17 protein-coding genes are annotated in these 18,934 nt (G+C 59.9%); 6 read left to right on the forward strand and 11 right to left on the reverse strand.

Annotation, left to right across the window (positions count from 1 at the left end; translation table 11 throughout):
* Positions 1-67 precede the first annotated feature (67 nt).
* Both ACMGGE_RS21615 and ascF read right to left on the reverse strand, forming a co-directional pair.
* A complete protein-coding gene (locus ACMGGE_RS21615; protein WP_045908509.1) occupies positions 68-1,492 on the reverse strand; it encodes a 6-phospho-beta-glucosidase in 1,425 nt (474 codons plus the stop codon).
* An 18-nt stretch (positions 1,493-1,510) separates the two neighbouring features.
* Positions 1,511-2,962, reverse strand: a complete 1,452-nt coding sequence (gene ascF / locus ACMGGE_RS21620) for a PTS cellobiose/arbutin/salicin transporter subunit IIBC (protein ID WP_024907719.1) — start codon at positions 2,960-2,962, stop codon at positions 1,511-1,513.
* 214 nt (positions 2,963-3,176) lie between these two features.
* On the opposite strand from ascF, the gene ACMGGE_RS21625 reads away from it, so the two are divergent.
* The 4 genes from ACMGGE_RS21625 (at position 3,177) to ACMGGE_RS21640 (ending at position 8,116) form a co-directional block, all read left to right on the forward strand.
* Entirely contained in the window at positions 3,177-4,190 is a 1,014-nt protein-coding gene (locus tag ACMGGE_RS21625; protein WP_262790554.1) for a LacI family DNA-binding transcriptional regulator, read from the forward strand.
* A 134-nt stretch (positions 4,191-4,324) separates the two neighbouring features.
* Positions 4,325-4,870, forward strand: a complete 546-nt coding sequence (hydN, locus tag ACMGGE_RS21630; protein WP_032643033.1) for an electron transport protein HydN — start codon at positions 4,325-4,327, stop codon at positions 4,868-4,870.
* 5 nt (positions 4,871-4,875) lie between these two features.
* The gene (gene hypF, locus ACMGGE_RS21635; protein ID WP_420294137.1) at positions 4,876-7,116 is read left to right on the forward strand and encodes a carbamoyltransferase HypF; all 2,241 of its coding nucleotides are present in this window, start codon (positions 4,876-4,878) and stop codon (positions 7,114-7,116) included.
* The gene (locus ACMGGE_RS21640) at positions 7,094-8,116 is read left to right on the forward strand and encodes a HoxN/HupN/NixA family nickel/cobalt transporter (protein ID WP_111967747.1); all 1,023 of its coding nucleotides are present in this window, start codon (positions 7,094-7,096) and stop codon (positions 8,114-8,116) included. Before hypF ends, ACMGGE_RS21640 begins: the two co-directional genes overlap by 23 nt.
* A gap of 81 nt (positions 8,117-8,197) precedes the next feature.
* Here ACMGGE_RS21640 and norW read toward each other — a convergent pair whose 3' ends face one another.
* Positions 8,198-9,331, reverse strand: a complete 1,134-nt coding sequence (norW, locus tag ACMGGE_RS21645) for an NADH:flavorubredoxin reductase NorW (protein ID WP_420294138.1) — start codon at positions 9,329-9,331, stop codon at positions 8,198-8,200.
* The gene (gene norV, locus ACMGGE_RS21650; protein ID WP_420294139.1) at positions 9,328-10,770 is read right to left on the reverse strand and encodes an anaerobic nitric oxide reductase flavorubredoxin; all 1,443 of its coding nucleotides are present in this window, start codon (positions 10,768-10,770) and stop codon (positions 9,328-9,330) included. The genes norW and norV overlap by 4 nt, the downstream gene beginning before the upstream one ends.
* A gap of 189 nt (positions 10,771-10,959) precedes the next feature.
* On the opposite strand from norV, the gene norR reads away from it, so the two are divergent.
* Positions 10,960-12,474, forward strand: a complete 1,515-nt coding sequence (gene norR / locus ACMGGE_RS21655; protein ID WP_325818981.1) for a nitric oxide reductase transcriptional regulator NorR — start codon at positions 10,960-10,962, stop codon at positions 12,472-12,474.
* Here the strand turns inward: norR and gutQ are convergent.
* From gutQ to srlA, 7 genes are all read right to left on the reverse strand, one after another.
* A complete protein-coding gene (gutQ, locus tag ACMGGE_RS21660) occupies positions 12,471-13,436 on the reverse strand; it encodes an arabinose-5-phosphate isomerase GutQ (RefSeq protein ID WP_008499559.1) in 966 nt (321 codons plus the stop codon). The two genes, norR and gutQ, sit on opposite strands and share 4 nt — an antisense overlap.
* Positions 13,429-14,202: a glucitol operon DNA-binding transcriptional repressor SrlR gene (srlR, locus tag ACMGGE_RS21665; protein WP_032640855.1), complete on the reverse strand. Its 774-nt coding sequence runs from the start codon at positions 14,200-14,202 to the stop codon at positions 13,429-13,431. The genes gutQ and srlR overlap by 8 nt, the downstream gene beginning before the upstream one ends.
* A gap of 63 nt (positions 14,203-14,265) precedes the next feature.
* Positions 14,266-14,625 (reverse strand): transcriptional regulator GutM, encoded by a 360-nt coding sequence (gene gutM, locus ACMGGE_RS21670; RefSeq protein WP_045908515.1) that lies wholly within the window; start codon positions 14,623-14,625, stop codon positions 14,266-14,268.
* Positions 14,626-14,717: 92 nt separating this feature from the next.
* Positions 14,718-15,497 (reverse strand): sorbitol-6-phosphate dehydrogenase, encoded by a 780-nt coding sequence (srlD, locus tag ACMGGE_RS21675; protein WP_023294411.1) that lies wholly within the window; start codon positions 15,495-15,497, stop codon positions 14,718-14,720.
* A 14-nt stretch (positions 15,498-15,511) separates the two neighbouring features.
* Positions 15,512-15,874, reverse strand: a complete 363-nt coding sequence (gene srlB / locus ACMGGE_RS21680; protein WP_022649147.1) for a PTS glucitol/sorbitol transporter subunit IIA — start codon at positions 15,872-15,874, stop codon at positions 15,512-15,514.
* A 12-nt stretch (positions 15,875-15,886) separates the two neighbouring features.
* A complete protein-coding gene (gene srlE, locus ACMGGE_RS21685) occupies positions 15,887-16,846 on the reverse strand; it encodes a PTS glucitol/sorbitol transporter subunit IIB (protein WP_039025237.1) in 960 nt (319 codons plus the stop codon).
* Positions 16,843-17,406 (reverse strand): PTS glucitol/sorbitol transporter subunit IIC, encoded by a 564-nt coding sequence (gene srlA / locus ACMGGE_RS21690; protein ID WP_003862164.1) that lies wholly within the window; start codon positions 17,404-17,406, stop codon positions 16,843-16,845. The genes srlE and srlA overlap by 4 nt, the downstream gene beginning before the upstream one ends.
* A gap of 251 nt (positions 17,407-17,657) precedes the next feature.
* Between srlA and mltB the strand changes: the two genes are divergently transcribed.
* The gene (mltB, locus tag ACMGGE_RS21695) at positions 17,658-18,758 is read left to right on the forward strand and encodes a lytic murein transglycosylase B (RefSeq protein WP_045908517.1); all 1,101 of its coding nucleotides are present in this window, start codon (positions 17,658-17,660) and stop codon (positions 18,756-18,758) included.
* Positions 18,759-18,934 lie beyond the last annotated feature (176 nt).

Here is an 18,934-nt window from a genome sequence, read left to right on the forward strand (position 1 = left end):
GCCTTACCCGGCCTACCAAACCCATCTCCCTCTCCCTGTGGGAGAGGGCTGGGGTGAGGGCAACAGGCTACTCGAGATCCCCCCCGTTACTCGCAATCACCTTCTTATACCATCCGAACGATTTCTTGCGTTTCCGCTCCAGCGTGCCGTTCCCGGCGTCGTCGCGGTCGACGTACACAAACCCGTAACGCTTGCTCATCTCACCGGTTGAGGCCGAGACAAGGTCAATGCAGCCCCAGGTGGTGTAACCCATCAGCGGCACGCCGTCCTCAATCGCATCGCCCATCGCGCGGATATGCTCGCGCAGATAGCTGATGCGGTAGTCGTCGTTAATCTCGCCGTTTTCATCAACGACATCTTTCGCCCCCAGGCCGTTTTCCACCAGGAACAGCGGCTTCTGGTAGCGGTCGTACATCATGTTCATGGTGATGCGCAGGCCGAGCGGGTCGATGCCCCAGCCCCATTCGCTCACCTGAATGTGCGGGTTGCGCAGAGATTTAACGATGTTCGCCGCATTGGTGTTGTTCGCGTTCATATCCGCCGAGGCGCAGCGCGAGGCGTAATAGCTGAACGAGACAAAATCGACGGTATTTTTCAGCAGTTCGTCATCGCCCGGGTCTTTAACAATCACGACGCCTTTCTCGCGGAACACGCGGGCAGAATAGGCCGGATAGCTGCCGCGCGCCTGCACGTCGATAAAGAACAGGTTCTCGCGGTCTTTCTCCAGCGCCATCCACACGTCTTCCGGCTTGCAGGAGTAGGGGTAGAAGTTACCGCCCGCCAGCATGCAGCCGACCTGGTTTTCCGGGTTCACCTCGTGAGCGATTTTGGTCGCCAGCGCGCTCGCCACCAGTTCGTGGTGCGCGGCCTGGTATTTCACCTGGTCTTCGTTTTCGCCTTCCTCAAACACCAGCCCCGCGCCGGAGAACGGGCTGTGCAGCATGATGTTGATTTCGTTGAAGGTCAGCCAGTATTTCACCAGCCCGTTAAACTCCTCGAAGCAGGTGCGGGCATAGCGGGCAAAGAAATCCACCATTTTGCGGTTGCGCCAGGAGCCGTACTCCGTCACCAGGTGCATCGGCACGTCGAAGTGGCAGAGGGTCACCAGCGGCTCGATGTTGTATTTTTTGCACTCCTCGAACACCGCGCGGTAAAAGGCAATACCCTCTTTGTTCGGCAGCGGTTCGTCGCCGTTCGGATAGAGGCGGCTCCAGGCGATCGAGGTGCGGAACACCGTAAAGCCCATCTCCGCCATCAGGGCGATGTCCTCTTTATAGCGATGGTAAAAATCAATCGCCTCGTGGCTCGGGTAGAATTCGTCGTCACGCAGCGAAAAACGCTTTTCCTTACCGAGCTTCACCGCCAGGCGGTTCGCGCCGTGGGGGATCATATCGACCGTTGTCAGCCCTTTGCCGCCCTCACGGTAAGCGCCTTCACTCTGGTTGGCGGCAAGCGCGCCGCCCCATAAAAATCCTTGTGGAAAAACAGACATTCTTACCTCGCTTTCAATTTATGCTTTTGCTGCGTTGTTCTGTACCGGTGCGGTCTGCAGGGCGCGCGCTTTTTCGGCGTCGTCTTCGACCGGAATATCCTCAAAGCCCAGTATCAGGGTCAGAACAAACGACAGCACCACTGCCAGACCCATTACGCCAAACACCCAGACGATGGTCATCGGGTTCGCCGGGTCGAAGAACTGTACGCTGGTAAACAGCCCCGGTGCCGCCATCGAGTGGCTGGCAAGACCCGCGATACCGGCAACCGCGCCGCAGATAAAGCCGCTGATCAGGCTTGCAATCAGCGGGCGTTTCAGACGTATTGCGACGCCGTACAGGGCCGGTTCAGAGATCCCCGCCATGATGGCGGAGGCCGCCGCCGCCAGCGCCGTCTGGCGCAGCTCCGGGTTTTTGGTTTTCCACGCCACCGCCAGCGACGAACCGCCGAGCGACAGGTTGGCGCCAATTTCCGACGGCATCACCATCCCTTCCTTGCCCGTTTCGGCAATGGTCTGAATGATGGTTGGCGTAAACACGCGGTGCATGCCGGTCATGACCAGCAGCGGCCACAGCGCGCCCATGATGGCCACGGAGAGCCAGCCCAGATAGCCGTGAATGGTGTAGACCAGCGCGGAAATTGCACTACCGATCCAGATGCCCAGCGGTCCAATCAGCACGATGGCGAGCGGGGCGGCAATCAGCACGATCAGCATCGGCTTGAGGAAGTTTTTCGTCACCGCCGGGGTAATGCGATCCACCCAGCGCTCGATGTACGACAGGCACCAGGTCATCACCAGCGCGGGGATGACGGTGTAGGTGTATTTCACCGCCGTCACCGGGATAAACGCGAACTCAACGTGCTCGCCCTGCGCGGCTTTCGCCATCAGCTCGATAAAGCTCGGGTGCACCAGCACGCCCGCAATGGCTATCGCCAGCGACATGTTGGTTTTGAATTTCACCGCCGCCGAGGCCGCCACCATCAGCGGCAGGAAGAAGAACGCGCCGTCGCCGATGACGGTCAAAATGGTGAGCGTCGGCGCGCCTTTGGGCAGCACGCCGGTCATCTCAAGGATCATCGCCAGAAGCTTGACCATCGAGCCGCCGATGATCGCCGGGATCAGCGGGGACATGGTGCCGATCAGCGCGTCGAGGATCCCGGCGCCAATGCGGCGCAGCGTCAGCTTTTGCGGGCCTTCCGGCACCGCGGGCTGCAGGTCAGCGGGCAGCAGGCTTACCACCTCGCGGTACGCCTGGGAGACGGTATTGCCAATAATCACCTGGCACTGGTTGTCGTTGCGCACCACGCCGAGCACGCCGCTGATGCTTTTCAGGCGCGCGGCGTCGGTGAGGGTTTCATCTTTCAGAACGAAACGCAGTCGCGTCATGCAGTGGGTGACGGCGACGATGTTCTCTTTGCCGCCCAGCGCGCTGATAACGTCGTTCGCCAGCGCAGCGTAATTTTTGGCCATCGGATGTGATCCTGTTATCGTTGTGTGAAATGTAGGAAACCGGTTCCACATAATCATCATGAGTTTTTATGAATGAAACAAGATCGCTTTTTGACCATTTTTTTATTTCGTGACGCCGATCACCAGCAGGAACCCAAAGCGTGATGTCGCCGCTGCGACAATTTTTCTGCAGTGCAGTACACTGCGCTCCATCAGATTCAGACGGAATAACAACATGACCACGATGCTTGAAGTGGCGAAGCGGGCAGGCGTTTCGAAAGCGACGGTATCCCGGGTGCTGTCGGGCAATGGCTATGTCAGCCAGGAGACCAAAGATCGGGTGTTTCAGGCCATTGAAGAGAGCGGCTATCGCCCAAATTTGCTGGCGCGCAACCTGGCGACCAAACGTACCCAGACGCTGGGCCTGGTGGTGACGAACACCTTGTATCACGGCGTCTACTTTAGCGAGCTGCTGTTTCACGCGGCGCGCATGACGGAGGAGAAAGGGCGGCAGCTGATCCTCGCGGACGGCAAGCACAGCGCCGATGAAGAGCGCGAGGCGATCCAGTATCTGCTCGATATGCGCTGCGACGCGGTGATCATCTATCCGCGTTTTCTGAGCGTGGAAGAGATGGATGAGATCGTCGAGAAGTGCGAGCAGCCCATTATGGTGCTCAACCGCCGCCTGCGGAAAAACAGCAGCCACAGCGTGTGGTCCGATCATAAAGCCTCCAGCCAGGACGCGGTGTCACAACTGATTGCGAAAGGGCATCGTGAGATCGCCTTTATCACCGGCTCGCTGGATTCTCCCACCGGGGTTGAGCGTCTCTCCGGCTATAAGGACGCGCTGGCGCAGCACGGTATTCCGCTGCGCGAGGGGCTGATTGCGCAGGGGAAGTGGAACCCCGCCAGCGGCGCGGCGGCGGTGTCCGAACTGCTTGCTCGGGGTGAGCGCTTTACGGCGCTGGTGGCGAGCAATGACGATATGGCCATCGGTGCCATGAAGCAACTGCACGACAGCGGCGTGGCCACGCCGGACGCAGTGTCGGTGATCGGTTTCGACGATGTGGCCATCGCGCCTTACATTGTGCCGTCGCTCTCCAGCGTCCGCATCCCGGTAACGGAGATGATCAAAGAGACCATCAGCCGCCTGATCTTCATGCTCGACGGCGGTGAGTTTAAATATCAGCAAACCTTCTCCGGCGAGCTTGTCCTGCGCGACTCGGTTATTGACGGCCCGCACCGCTGATGTCGACAGCCGTCATCGTCATAAGTGACGATGACGGCACCGCTTTAATTTTTAAAATCAAATAAAATCAATAAGTTAATTATTGGCACGGTTTATGAATATCTCCGCGCATAACTGTAATGCTGGAGAAGCAGATGAACCGTTTTATTATGGCCGATGCCAGTAAGTGTATTGGTTGCCGTACCTGTGAAGTGGCGTGCGTGGTTTCCCATCAGGCGGAGCAGGACTGCGCGTCGCTTACCCCTGACACCTTCCTGCCGCGCATCCACGTCATCAAAGGCGTGAATATTTCCACCGCCGCCATTTGTCGCCAGTGCGAAGACGCACCGTGCGCGAACGTCTGCCCGAACGGGGCGATTAAACGCGAGAAAGGCTTTGTGCACGTGATGCAGGAGCGCTGTATTGGCTGCAAAACCTGCGTGGTCGCCTGTCCGTATGGCGCGATGGAGGTGGTGGTCCGTCCGGTAGTGCGCAACAGCGGTATGGGGCTGAGCGTGCGCGCGGACAAAGCCGAAGCCAACAAATGTGACCTGTGCTACCACCGTGAGGCCGGCCCGGCCTGTATGGAAGCCTGCCCGACACACGCGCTGGTCTGCGTGGATCGCGACAAGCTTGAGCAGATGAGCGCCGAAAAGCGCCGTCGCGCGGCGTTCGACACCTCGTCATCACTGCTGTTCTGAGCCGTATGAGCAGCAACGGCGTTGAGCTGCGGGTGCGCGGCAAAGTGCAGGGCGTCGGGTTTCGTCCCTTCGTCTGGCAACTGGCGCAGGCGCTTCAGTTGACCGGTGACGTCTGCAATGACGGAGAGGGCGTGCTGGTGCGCCTCGCGGGTAATGGGGGGGCCTTTACCGCGAGGCTGCATCAGGACTGCCCGCCGCTGGCACGCATTGACCGCGTGGAAGCGCAGCCGTTTACCTGGGCGCGCGTGCCGGAGGACTTTACCATCCGCCACAGCGCGGCCGGGACGATGGACACCCAGATTGTCCCCGATGCGGCGACCTGCCCGGCGTGTCTGGCTGAGATGGGCGACACACGCGAACGCCGTTATCGCTATCCGTTTATCAACTGCACCCACTGCGGGCCGCGGTTTACCATTATCCGCGCCATGCCCTACGACCGCCCGGCCACGGCAATGGCGCCGTTCCCGCTCTGCGGGCCGTGTGAAGCCGAGTACCGCAATCCTGCCGACCGCCGTTTTCACGCCCAGCCGGTCGCCTGCCCGGACTGCGGGCCCGCGCTTATGTGGCGTGCGGGCGACGTGACAGCTGAGCGCGACGCTGCGCTGCGCGCGGCGGTGGCGATGCTGAAAAGCGGCGGTATTGTTGCCGTCAAAGGGCTGGGGGGCTTTCACCTCGTCTGCGACGCGCGTAACCCGCAGGCGGTCGCGACGCTTCGGTCACGCAAGCAGCGGCCCGCGAAGCCGCTGGCAGTGATGATCCCGCATGCGGATGACCTGCCGGAGACGGTTCAGACGCTGCTACGCACACCCGCCGCACCCATTGTGCTCACGCCAAAAGCCTGGCTGCCCGCGTTCCCGGAAGGTATTGCACCCGGTCTGGATACCGTCGGCATCATGCTCCCTGCGAACCCGCTGCAGCACCTTCTGATGATGGACTGCCAGCGCCCGCTGGTGATGACCTCCGGCAACCTCAGCGGCAGACCGCCTGCCATCACCAACCGGCAGGCGCTGGATGAGCTCAGCGGCATCGCGGACGGTTTCCTGCTGCATAACCGCGATATTCTGCAGCGGATGGACGATTCGGTGATGGATCGGGACGGTGCGATGCTGCGCCGCGCGCGCGGTTTTGTACCCGATGCCATCACGCTGCCTGCCGGGTTCGACAATATCCCCGCCATGCTGTGCACCGGGGCGGAGATGAAAAACACCTTCTGCCTGGTGCGTGGGAATCAGGCGGTGCTGAGCCAGCATTTTGGCGATCTCCGTGACGAGGGGGTGGAAGCGCAGTGGCGTTCCGCGCTGTCGGTGATGCAGGACATTTACGCCTTCCAGCCGGAGCGCGTGGTGTGCGATGCCCATCCGGGGTACCGCGCTCGTCAGTGGGCGCAGGCGCAGGCGTTGCCCCTTGAAGAGGTACACCACCATCACGCTCACGCCGCGGCGTGCCTGGCCGAAAACGGCTGGCCGCGCGATGGCGGAGACGTTATCGCCCTGACGCTGGACGGGATCGGTATGGGGGAAAACGGCGCGCTGTGGGGCGGAGAGTGCCTGCGGGTCAGCTATCTCGACTATGCGCATTTGGGTGGTCTGCCTGCCGTTGCGCTGCCGGGCGGCGATCTGGCGGCCATGCAGCCGTGGCGTAATCTGCTCGCCCACTGTCTGGCGTTTGTACCCGACTGGCAGCAGTACCCGGAAACCCATGCGGTTCAGCGCCAGAACTGGCCGTTGCTGGCGACGGCGATCCAGCGTGGCATCAACGCGCCGCGAGCTTCTTCCTGTGGTCGCCTGTTTGACGCGGTTGCCTGTGCGCTCGGCATCGACACGCAGCGTTACGAAGGGGAAGCGGCCTGCCGGCTGGAAGCCCTGGCATCGCAGTGCGCGGGTGTCGACCATCCGGTGACGCTGGAAGTGGATAACCTCGCGCTTTTCTGGCAGCAGTGGCTGAGCTGGCAGGCGGAACCCTGCGTGCGCGCCTGGGCGTTTCACGATGCGCTGGCAAAAGGGCTGGCGGAGCTCGCCGCGTTTCATGCCCGGCGCCAGTCGCTGTCGACAATCTGTCTCAGCGGCGGGGTATTACACAACCGTCTGCTGCGCGCGCGTCTGCGTCATTATCTTTCTGACTTTACGCTTCTTTTTCCTTCGCGCCTGCCCGCAGGTGACGGAGCGATCTCCTTCGGGCAGGCGGTGGTCGCCGCTGCCCGGTCATGTTTACAAAGGACTAAAAATGTTACGACTGTTACGCAATGAACCTCGCGCCGCGCTTCTGCTGCTGGCTCTGGTAATGGCAAACCTGCTGGCCTGGGGATGGGCATGGCACACCTTTAGCGGCAGCACGGCGCTGATGGCGGCAAGCCTGCTGGCGTGGTGCTACGGACTGCGTCATGCGGTGGACGCTGACCACATTGCAGCCATAGATACCGTGACGCGTAAGATGATGCAGCAGGGCAAACGCCCGTCCGGCGTGGGGGCGTGGTTCTCGCTGGGCCACTCCACCATCGTGGTGCTGGCCTCCATTGCCATCGCCGCTACCGCCACGGCGTTTCAGAAGAACATGGCGTGGTTCCACGAAACCGGCAGCCTGATTGGTACCGCCGTTTCCGCGACCTTCCTGCTGGCGATGGCGCTGGTGAATATGGTGATCCTGCGCGGCGTCTGGCGCAGTTTTCAGGCGCTGAAACACGGCAGGCCCGTGCAGGACGACATCACGCTACCTGCTCAGGGCGGGGTAATGAACTGGCTGTTTGGCAAGACCTTCCGCCTCGTCAATAAAAGCTGGCAGATGTACCTGGTTGGCTTCCTGTTTGGTCTCGGCTTTGATACGGCCACCGAGATCGGCGTGCTGGGGATCTCTGCCGCCAGCGCGTCCAGCGGGATGTCGGTGTGGTCAATCATGATCTTTCCGGCACTCTTCGCCAGCGGCATGGCGCTGGTGGATACCCTCGACAACCTGCTGATGGTCGGCGCCTACGGCTGGGCGTTTAACAAGCCGCAGCGCAAGCTCTACTACAACATGACCATCACCGGCACCTCCGTGGTGGTGGCGCTGTTTATCGGCGGGCTGGAAGCGTTGGGTCTGCTGATGGATAAATTTGCCCTCACCGGCGGCCTCTGGGATCTGATTGGCACGGTGAACGACAATCTGGGCAACGCCGGGTTTGTCGTCGTGGGTCTGTTTGTCGCCTGCTGGCTGATTTCCATGGCGAATTACCGCTGGCGCGGCTACGACGCGCTGGTGGTACGTTCCTGAACGACCCAGCCCGGCGGCGCTACACTTGCACGGGTCTGCATGTAGGCCGGGTAAGCGGAGCGCCACCCGGCATTACGAGGGTTAAGCAGGGAGCGATTTCAGCAGGGCGAAGGCCTCTTTCATCCTGTCTTCACTGACGACAAAGGCGCGCATCTGACCGTCAGCATCGATGCCGCGCGCCACCATGCCCTGCGGCGAAAGGGCAATCTGCCAGTCCAGATCCTGACGCTGCGTTTCGCCTGCGAGATGCAGCGGTAATTCCGGCGTTTTCACTTTGACCAGCATGGCGGGTAATTTCACCGGCGTACTGCCGCCGAGCAGGTTTTTCGCCAGAGACAGCGCGCTTAATTGAATCGGCTGTAAAAAGGGCAGCACCTGGCCGTTAATTTCCGCGCAGTCGCCCAGGGCATAAATGTCCGGCTGAGTGGTTTGCAGGTAGCAGTCTACCTTCACGCCGCGGTTAATTTCGGCGCCTGCGCGGTGCGCCAGCGCCGTTTCCGGGCGCAACCCTGTCGCCGCAATCACCACATCCACTTCCACGCTGCGGTTGCGGTCGAGCGTTGCACGTATGCCGCTGTCGGTTTTGCTCAGGCTCTGCAGCTGCGATTTCAGCAGCAGATGGACGCCCATGTCGGTAAGGCGATGCTGTAAGCGGCTGCTCACTTCAGCGGGCATCAGCGCTGACAGAATGCTCGCCGCGTGGTCGACCAGAGTGACGGATTTACCCGCACGGCAGAAATCCATCGCCAGTTCGGTGCCGATCAGCCCGCCGCCGACAATCATCACCCGCGTGGCGTCGCGAAGCTCCGTTTCGCTGGCCTGATACGCCTGCTGGCTGTTGAGCGTGACCATCAGCTCGCGGCCCTCAACCGGCGGCACAAACGCAGAGGCACCCGTGGCCAGCACCAGCTTGTCGTACTGCCAGGTTTTATCTTTCGCTTTCACCAGACGGGCGTCGGCGTCGATATCGGTGACCCAGGTGTACGGAAACAGACGCAGGTTAAACTGTTCTGCGAACGCCCCCGCCGTCTGGCGGGTGAGATCGTCGGCGCGCTGGTTCTGGCTAATGACGTGGCTTAAATCAGGCTTGTTGTACTCGTCCATGCTGTCGGCGGCGATCACCGTCAACGGCACGTTAGCGTCCTGTTTGCGGATATTTTTTACCAGCTGGCGGGCGGCAAAACCCGAGCCGATAATGACGATGCCGTGGTTCATTTTGCCTCCGCTGCCAGTTCATCAAAGACGTCTTTCCCGAGGGAACATTCCGGGCAGAGGAAGTTGTCCGGCACCTCACTCCACGGCGTGCCTGGGGCGACATCCTGCAGCGGCTCGCCCCGTTCCGGGTCGTAAATCCACTGGCATACGCTGCACTGCATGCAAGGACCGAGGTCGGCAGCGGCAGCTTTTGCTTCGGCTTCCGGCGCAACCGCCGCGGCGGGGGTGGTTTCCGGCAGCGGTGCGAGCGCCCACTGACGGGCGATGTCACGGCCGTGCTGGCGACAGATTTCCAGGGCGTCGATATCCGGCCGCCATTTCGCTTTCAGGCTCATCGACATCTCAAACCCTGCATCCTGTAAACGGGTAGAGAGACGGTCTACCGCGCCGCCGCTCCAGCCGTGGGAGCCAAAGGCGCTGGCGCGCTTGTTGCGAAAACGCAGGCCGGTCATCTCTTCGACCAGACCGGCAATCTTCGGCATCATCACGTTATTCATGGTGGAGGTGCCCACCAGCACGCCCTTAGAGCGGAAAACGTTGGTTAATACCTCGTTCTTATCGCTGCGCGCCACGTTGAAGATTTTCACCGCCACGTTCGGGTCCACTTCGTTGATGCCCTGGGCAATGGCGTCCGCCATCATGCGGGTATTGTTGGACATGGTGTCGTAGAAGATCGTGATGCGGTCTTCCTGATAATCCGCCGCCCATTTCAGGTACAGCTCGACGATCTGGGTGGGGTTTTCACGCCACACCACACCGTGAGAGGTGGCAATCATCTCCACCGGCAGGTTAAAGCCGAGGATCTCGGTGATTTTTGGCGTGACCAGACGGCTGAACGGGGTCAGGATGTTGGCGTAGTACCGTTGGCACTGCTCGAAAAGCTCGGTCTGATCCACTTCGTCATTAAACAGGCGTTCGTCGCAGTAGTGCTGGCCGAAGGCGTCGTTGCTGAACAGCACCGCGTCCCCGGTCATGTAGGTCATCATGCTGTCCGGCCAGTGCAGCATTGGGGTTTCCACGAAGATCAGCTGCTTGCCATTGCCGATATCCAGCGCGTCGCCCGTTTTCACGGTGTGGAAGTTCCACTCCGGATGGTGGTGGTGACCGTTGATCGAGTCGATGGCGTTGGTGGTGCAGTAGATCGGAGTGTCCGGAATATACGACATCAGCTCGGTCAGGGCACCGGCATGATCCTCCTCCGCATGGTTGATGATGATGTAGTCGATGGCGTTCAGGTCGATTTCACCGCGCAGGTTCTGCACGAACTCGCGGCTGAACTTGTGATCGACGGTATCGATCAGCACGTTTTTTCCTTCGCGGATGAGATAGCTGTTGTAGCTGCTGCCGCGCAGCGTTTTATATTCCGTCCCGTGGAAATCGCGCACTTCCCAGTCACGTTGACCCACCCAATGAATGTTATTTTTAACCAGAATAGACATAGCAAACCTCAGCGTAATATCGCGTTTTTCAAAATAGGATGGTTTGCTTATATCAAGCTGCGTGCCAACTTTTAATTTATTGATTTTTATATATTTATATTTTAATGATCCGTAATGGGTAGTCATTTTGACTATCAAAAGCAGTGTCACTATGACAATATGCATTGTCAAAATGACAGCGAGGCAGAAATGAGCTTTTCCGTAGACGTGCTGGCGAAGATCGCCATTGAGCTGCAAACCGGTATCGGCCATCAGGACCGCTTTCAGCGGCTGATCTCCACGCTGCGCCACGTGCTGGCGTGCGACGCTTCGGCGCTGCTGCGCTACGAAGGGCGGCAGTTTATTCCCCTGGCGATCGACGGCCTGGCGAAGGACGTGCTCGGGCGGCGCTTTACCCTTGAAGGCCATCCACGTCTGGAGACCATTGCCCGCGCGGGTGACGTGGTGCGTTTCCCGGCGGACAGCGATCTGCCCGACCCGTATGACGGGCTGATTCCCGGACAGGAGAGCCTGAAGGTGCACGCCTGTATTGGCTTGCCGCTGTTTGCCGGGCAAAACCTGATTGGCGCGTTAACCCTCGACGGCATGTCGCCGGACCAGTTCGATACTTTCAGCGATGAAGAGTTGCGCTTCATTGCGGCGCTGGCCTCCGGGGCGCTTAACAACGCGCTGCTGATTGAACAGCTGGAGAGCCAGAATATCCTTCCCGGCAGCCCGGCGGCGTTTGAGCAGGTCACGCACACGGAGATGATTGGCCTCTCGCCGGGCATGGCGCAGCTCAAAAAAGAGATTGAGATTGTTGCCGCGTCCGATTTGAACGTGCTGATCTTCGGGGAGACCGGCACCGGCAAGGAGCTGGTGGCGAAGGCGATTCATGAAGCGTCGCCGCGCGCGGTCAATCCGCTGGTGTACCTCAACTGCGCTGCGCTGCCGGAAAGCGTGGCGGAAAGCGAATTGTTTGGTCACGTCAAAGGGGCGTTTACCGGCGCCATCAGCAACCGCAGCGGCAAGTTCGAAATGGCCGATAACGGTACGCTGTTTCTGGATGAAATAGGCGAGCTTTCCCTGTCGCTACAGGCCAAACTTCTGCGCGTATTACAGTACGGCGATATCCAGCGTGTGGGCGATGACCGCAGCTTAAGAGTGGATGTGCGCGTGCTGGCGGCGACCAACCGCGACCTGCGTGAGGCGGTGCTGGCCGGGCAGTTCCGCGCCGACCTGTTCCACCGCCTGAGCGTGTTCCCGCTCACCGTGCCGCCGCTGCGCGAGCGCGGGGACGACGTGCTGCTGCTGGCGGGCTATTTCTGCGAACAGTGCCGTCTCAGGATGGGGCTTTCCCGCGTGGTGTTAAGCCCGGGTGCGAGGGCGCATCTGCTGAGCTACGGCTGGCCGGGCAACGTGCGCGAGCTGGAACACGCGATTCACCGTGCGGTGGTGCTGGCGCGAGCAACGCGTTCGGGTGATGAAGTGGTTATACATGCCCGGCATTTTGCGCAGCATGATGAAACCGCACCCACGATTGCCCATGCAGCTCCGGAGATAACGAGCGAAAACCTGCGTGACGCGACAGAGGCATTTCAGCGTCAGATGATTATCCGCGCGCTGGATCAGAACAACCGCAACTGGGCGGCGTGCGCCCGGGCGCTGGAGATGGACGTCGCCAACCTGCACCGGCTGGCGAAGCGTCTCGGGCTGAAGGGTTAGATAATCCCGGCCTGATAGAAATCCTGCAGGTTGATGGCGCCGCACAGCCTGCCAGTGTCATCCACCACCGGTGCGGCGGTGATTTTGCGCTTCATCAGCACCTCTTTGGCTTCAATGGCGCGGCTCTCGGCGTTCAGCGTCAGCCCGCCCTGGGTCATGGCGTCCGACACTTTGGTTTCCAGCTTGCCACCGCCCACCAGCCAGCGGCGCAGGTCGCCGTCAGTGAATACGCCTTTGACGTACCCGTCGTCATCGCACACCGCAACCAGCCCCAGACCGGTGCGGCTGAGCTCCAGCATCGCGTCCATGACGCTGGTATCGAGTTTGACCTGCGGAATCGCATCGTCAGTGCGCATCAGGTGGTGAACCTTGTTGAGCAGGCGTGCCCCGAGCGCCCCCGCCGGATGCGAGCGGGCGAAATCTTCTTCGTTAAACCCGCGCGCCTGCATTACCGCCATCGCCAGCGCGTCGCCCATCATCAGGGTATTCACGGTGCTGGAGGTGGGGGCGAGGTGCATCGGACAGGCTTCACGCTCAACGGAAATATCCAGCGTCGCTTTGGCGGCCAGCGCCAGCGGCGAGCGGGATTTCCCGGTCATCGCCAGCAGGGCGACCGATTTTTCCTGCAGGCGCGGAATAATGAGATCCAGCTCTTTCGCCGAACCGGAGTAGGAGATAAACAGCATCACGTCGCGGCTCTCAATCATTCCCAGATCGCCGTGCAGCGCTTCGGCAGGATGCACGAAGAAGGCCGGGGTGCCGGTGCTGGCCAGCGTCGCGGCAATCTTTTTGCCAATGTGGCCGGATTTACCGATGCCCGCCACGATCACTTTGCCTTCGCAGTGGATAATGGTGTTGGCGGCGCGGACAAAATCCTCGCCCAGACGTTCCGGCAGGCGGCTGGCTTCCTGCAGCTCCAGCATCAGCGTCTGGCGGCCCGTTTCTAACAGAAAATCACTCATCTCTCTCTCCGGTTACGATCACGTCGATGCCTTTCTCTTCCAGCGCTTTTTTGAACGCCGGATCGATACCCGCGTCGGTAATCAGCTTATCAACACTTTCCAGGCTACAGACAATGTTGGGGCTTTTGCGGCCAAACTTCGACGAGTCTGCCATCAAAATCACCTCCCGCGCGGCATTGCACATGGCTTTACTGACGCTGAACACTTCGTTGAACGTCGTGACGCCCGCGTTCAGATCGATGCCGTCGGTGCCCATAAACAGTTTATCAAAGCTGAAGTGATCGAAGGCGTTCTCCGCCAACTGTCCGTGAAACGACGCCGATTTTTTGCGGAAGGTGCCGCCGGGCATCAGGATGGTCTGCTCGCTGTCGAACTCCGACAGGGCGTTGACGATGTGCAGGCTGTTGGTCATCACCGTGATGTTGTTAAAGCGGCTGAGCAGCGGGATCATCTGCAGGACGGTACTGCCGGCATCCAGAATGATGGAGTCGCCATCGTGGATAAATTTTACGGCGGCTTCGGCAATCAGCGCTTTCTGGTGGGTATTGATCAGCGTTTTGTGGTCGATAGGCGGGTCCGCTTCGTCTTTATTGAGCACCACGCCGCCGTAGGTTCGAATGACGGCGCCAGAGTTTTCGAGCAATACGAGGTCCTTGCGTATCGTTGTGCCGGTGGTGTCAAAGTAGTGGGCCAGATCCTCTACCGAGCATTTTCCCTGCTTTTGCAGATGCTCAAGAATGGCCGCCTGGCGCTGACGAGGTTTCATAGGCGCTTCGTTCCTTAGGTTGCGAAATGATAATTTCGCAAGTCTATATCTTTCACAACGAAATTATCCATGTTTCAGATTAAGCGCTAATGATAGTGCATTCTGACAGAGTGGATCATGGGGAAAGATCACATCAGGCTGCAATTCCTGCAGCGAAATGCCGTTAATTGCCTGGATTTTCACCGGACGGGCAAAGACGGTCATGCCGCGCATGATGAGGGAATCGCAGACGTTATTGTTTTCATCCAGCGCAATAGCCACGACGACGCGTGGTTTAAAACGTCCGCCGGAACGTCCGACGCCCACGCGGCCTTTCTGGCACAGGGCGTCAAACGCGCGGTTAAACTGGTGGATTTGCCAGCCGCCGAACGCCATCTGGCAGAGCCAGGCGAGGGCGGCGACGGTGATGAGTGCGGTAACCATATCTGCTCCTTTAATGGCCGGGTGGCGGCTGCGCCTTACCCGGCCTGCGGGGATGGTAGCCCCGGTAAGCGCAGCGCCACCGGGGAATGAACTCAGAACATCACCTGCCCGCCAGTGACGTTAATCGACTGTCCAGTGCAGTACGAGGCTTTCGGGCTGGCGTAAAACAGCAGCATGTTCAGCACGTCCTGGTAATCGCACCCGCGCTTGAGCGGCACTTTATCGATGTAGTACTGCTCCACTTCTTCCGCTTTGATGCCGAGCTTGGTGGCGTACTGCGGCAGCAGGGACTGGAACATCGGCGATTTCAGCAGGTTGCCGAGCATCAGCGAGTGAACGGTAATACCGTATTCGGCCAGATCCAGCGCCAGAGACTGCGTCAGCCCCACGCCGCCAAACTTCGCCGCGCTGTAGCCGGAGTTATGCTTGCTGCCCACTTTCCCTGATTTTGAGTTGATCTGAATGATGCGCCCCTGAATGCCGTCGCGGATCATCAGACGGGAAAACTCTCGGGCACAGAGGAAATAGCCCACCAGATTGACCTGCAGCGAGCGGTCAAAATCCCCCAGCTCGAAATCGCTGATAAAGGCCGCTTTCGCAATTCCCGCGCTGTAGACCAGCAGGTCGGTACGGCCAAAAATCTCGTCCACGCCGCGGGCCAGCGCCATCACGCTCTGCTCGCTGGTGGCGTCGGCGCCAAACCCGTACGCCATTCCTTCACCAAACTCGGTGTTGATGGTGTCCGCCACACGGGCGGCTTTTTCACTCTGGATGTCCACTACCGCCACGCGGTAACCCTCTGCGGCAAGCCCACGGCAGAGGAACTCGCCTAAGGTTTGTCCCCCACCAATGACAACGGCAACCTGACTCATGTCTATCTCCTTAATTACGCAACAAATTTTAACGTGCAGCCTGGGGTGACAGCCTGCGGAACCGGACCCTCAACGTGAACCGTGCCGGGATACTCCGCCTGCGGCTGGCCGTCGAAACGCAGGGTGATGTGGCCCAGCTCGCGCAGGTTTTGTTCAGCGACGTCGCCGACGGCGGTCACGGCATAGCGCGCCTCGCCCAGCTCCAGCTGGCTCCCGGCCTTCAGCTCACCGTTCAGCTCGCCGTGGCAGTGGATGAAGCAAAACTCTTCGATATCAGCAGGCGCCCCTTCGCGAAAGGTGATCAGCATCTGGTCGCTCAGCGCGTCGGCGGCGCTCTGGCCGATGCGGGTAATGGTGGTCTGGTAAATCACGGTCATGGCAGGCACCTCTTATTGATAAATAAAGCCGGAAACAAACCAGGCAATCAGCACCGTCGGCGCGCCCGTCAGGAAGCGGCTGACCAGCACGGACGGCACGCCCACGCGCACGGTGTCCTGGCGTGCTTCCGCCAGCGACAGCCCCACAGGGATAAAGTCGCACGCTGCCTGGGCGTTAATGGCAAACAGGGCGGGCAGGGCGAGGTGCGGGGGAATGTTCCCCAGACCAATCTGCACGCCAATCAGCACGCCGATGACCTGAGCAATCACCGCGCCCGGGCCGAGGAACGGCGACAGCAGCGGGAAGGAGCAGATCAGCGCCAGCGTCACCAGCCCAAGCGGGTGGCTGGCGAGCGGGGCGAGGCCGTGGGCAATCCAGTCGCCCAGGCCGGAGGCCATGATGATGCCGATCAGCGCCGAGACGAACGCCATAAACGGCAGAATGGTCTTCAGCACCGTGTCGATGGTGTCGCGCCCGGACTGGAACAGCACCGCCACGGCGGAACCCATGCCCATCCCGACTTTCGCCAGCAGGCCATCGCTCTGCTCGGTAATTTTCTTGCTGGTGTCGTACTCGCGCGGAGCCGCTTTTTGCGGTGCAGACGTCCCCTTCACCAGGGTGATGTTGTCTTCCTTGACGCCCGAGACATAAATGTCTTCGAGGATGTACTGCGCCAGCGGGCCGGATTTCCCGGTGGAGTGAATATTTACCGTCGGAATGCGGCGCTTCGGATAGATGCCGCAGCGCAGCGTGCCGCCGCAGTCGATCACCGCCACGCCGATTTCCGCCTCCGGCGGTTCCCCTTCTTTGAAGCCGTCGACCGCTTCCCAGCCCGTCAGCTCGCGCAGCCTGTCGACGATTGCCGGGCGGGTACCCGCGGTGATGTAAACAATCTTTTTGCCTTCGGTGGCGTCGAACTCCAGCGGGCCGCCCCAGCCGCCCGTGCCTTTCTCAATGCGGATCCGGTTCATGCTGTGGCTCCTGAAAGATGGACCTTCTGTTCAAGCTGGATGCCCATTTTTTTCTCGAAAATAGCGGTGGTGAGGTCGGTCACCCAGCCGCGGAAGAAGTTGGTGACCAGACCGACCAGCAGGTAGCTCACCGCCAGCGGGCCGAGCGGCAGGCCAAGCGTGGTAAGGCCGCTGGCGATCCCGAGATAAACGAACAGCTCGCCGGGGTTGATGTGCGGGAACAGGCCGTTCATCGAATGGCAGCTGTAGGAGGCGGCGGCGTAATAGCTCGGCTTGTACTTCTCTGGCATAAAGCGGCCGAGGCTTAAGGTCATCGGGTTGCAGAACACGAAGGTGCCGATAAAGGGCAGTATCAGGTAGCGGGACAGCGGGTTTCCGGCGCAGCGCTGGGCGAAGCGTTCAATACGCTGTTGCCCGATAAAGTTAATCAGCGCGTTCATGATAACCAGCAGGCTGATCAGCAGGGGCAGGATCCCGGTCACCATGCCGGTGAACACTTCTCCGCCTTTCTGAAACAGCCCGATGAACCACTCGGCGCCGTGGGTGATGGTTTCTATCATTCTTCTCTCCTGTAGGGCGTTTGTTTTTGTCTATCTGCGGCTAATAATAATCACTTTGAAAGGTTTTAAAGTGTTAGTTAGATCTCACAATGAAAGAAAAATGTATTATTTTGAAAGTTAATTGACGTGGTGAATGATTTTCGGGGGAAAAAAGCACGGATTTGCGTTGGGGAGGTGCGTACCGCTTCCTTGAGGTGTTGCGGATGCTTTACCATACTGGGTTCTTATCGAACCCGTTAAATGGATGTCTCATGTTCAAGCGTCGTTATGCAGCGCTGTTGCCTGCGCTTATTCTGCTGTCTGCCTGTAGTAGCAAACCTAAGACCGAAGCCGTTCAGCAAACGGCGGGCGCGCCTTCCGGAGGATTCCTGCTGGAGCCGCAGCACAATATGATGCAGATGGGCGGCGACTTCGCGAATAACCCGGCGGCCGAGCAGTTCATCGATAAAATGGTGAGCAAACACGGCTTTGACAGACAGCAGCTGCACGAAATTTTGTCTCAAGCCAAGCGTCTGGACTACGTGCTGCGCCTGATGGACAGACAGGCGCCGACGGCCCAGGTGCCGAGCGGGCCAAACGGGGCGTGGCTGCGCTATCGCAAACAGTTCATTACCCCGGACAACGTGCAAAACGGCGTGGCGTTCTGGAATCAGTATGAAGAGGCGCTCAACCGCGCGTGGCAGGTGTACGGCGTACCGCCTGAAATCATCGTCGGGATTATCGGTGTGGAAACCCGCTGGGGCCGCGTGATGGGCAAAACCCGCATCCTGGACGCGCTGGCGACGCTCTCCTTTAACTATCCGCGCCGCGCGGAGTATTTCTCTTCCGAGCTGGAAACCTTCCTGCTGATGGCGCGTAACGAACAGGACGATCCGCTCGATCTGAAAGGGTCGTTTGCCGGCGCGATGGGCTACGGCCAGTTTATGCCGTCGTCCTATAAACAGTATGCCGTCGACTTTAACGGCGATGGCCATATCAACCTGTGGGATCCGGTGGATGCCATCGGCAGCGTGGCGAACTACTTCAAAGCGCACGGCTGGGTGCCGGGCGGCCAGGTGGCGGTGCAGGCGAACGGTCAGGCGCCGGGGCTGGAAAATGGCTTCAAAACTAACTACAGCATTTCGCAGCTGACCGCGGCAGGCTTAACGCCAACGCAGCCGCTGGGAAATGCACAGCAGGCGAGCCTGCTGCGTCTGGATGTTGGAACGGGCTATCAGTACTGGTACGGACTGCCGAACTTCTACACCATCACCCGCTATAACCACAGCACCCACTATGCGATGGCCGTATGGCAGCTGGGGCTGGCGGTATCGCAGGCCCGCGTGCCGGCGGCGTCACCGTTTAGTCAGTAAGTTACCCCGACGGGTAGGCCGGGTAAGGCAACGCCGCCACCCGGCATGGCTGCGCACACGGTGCGACCTGACGCCCTCTCCCACGGGAGAGGGCGTTTTGCAGAAACATTTCGCCACACTCCCTTTTCAAACCTGCCATTTACATCTTAACCACCTTTCATTATTGTTATGTTATA

The sequence above is a fragment of the Enterobacter sp. BNK-22 genome, assembly GCF_048684805.1.
Taxonomy (GTDB): domain Bacteria; phylum Pseudomonadota; class Gammaproteobacteria; order Enterobacterales; family Enterobacteriaceae; genus Enterobacter; species Enterobacter quasiroggenkampii.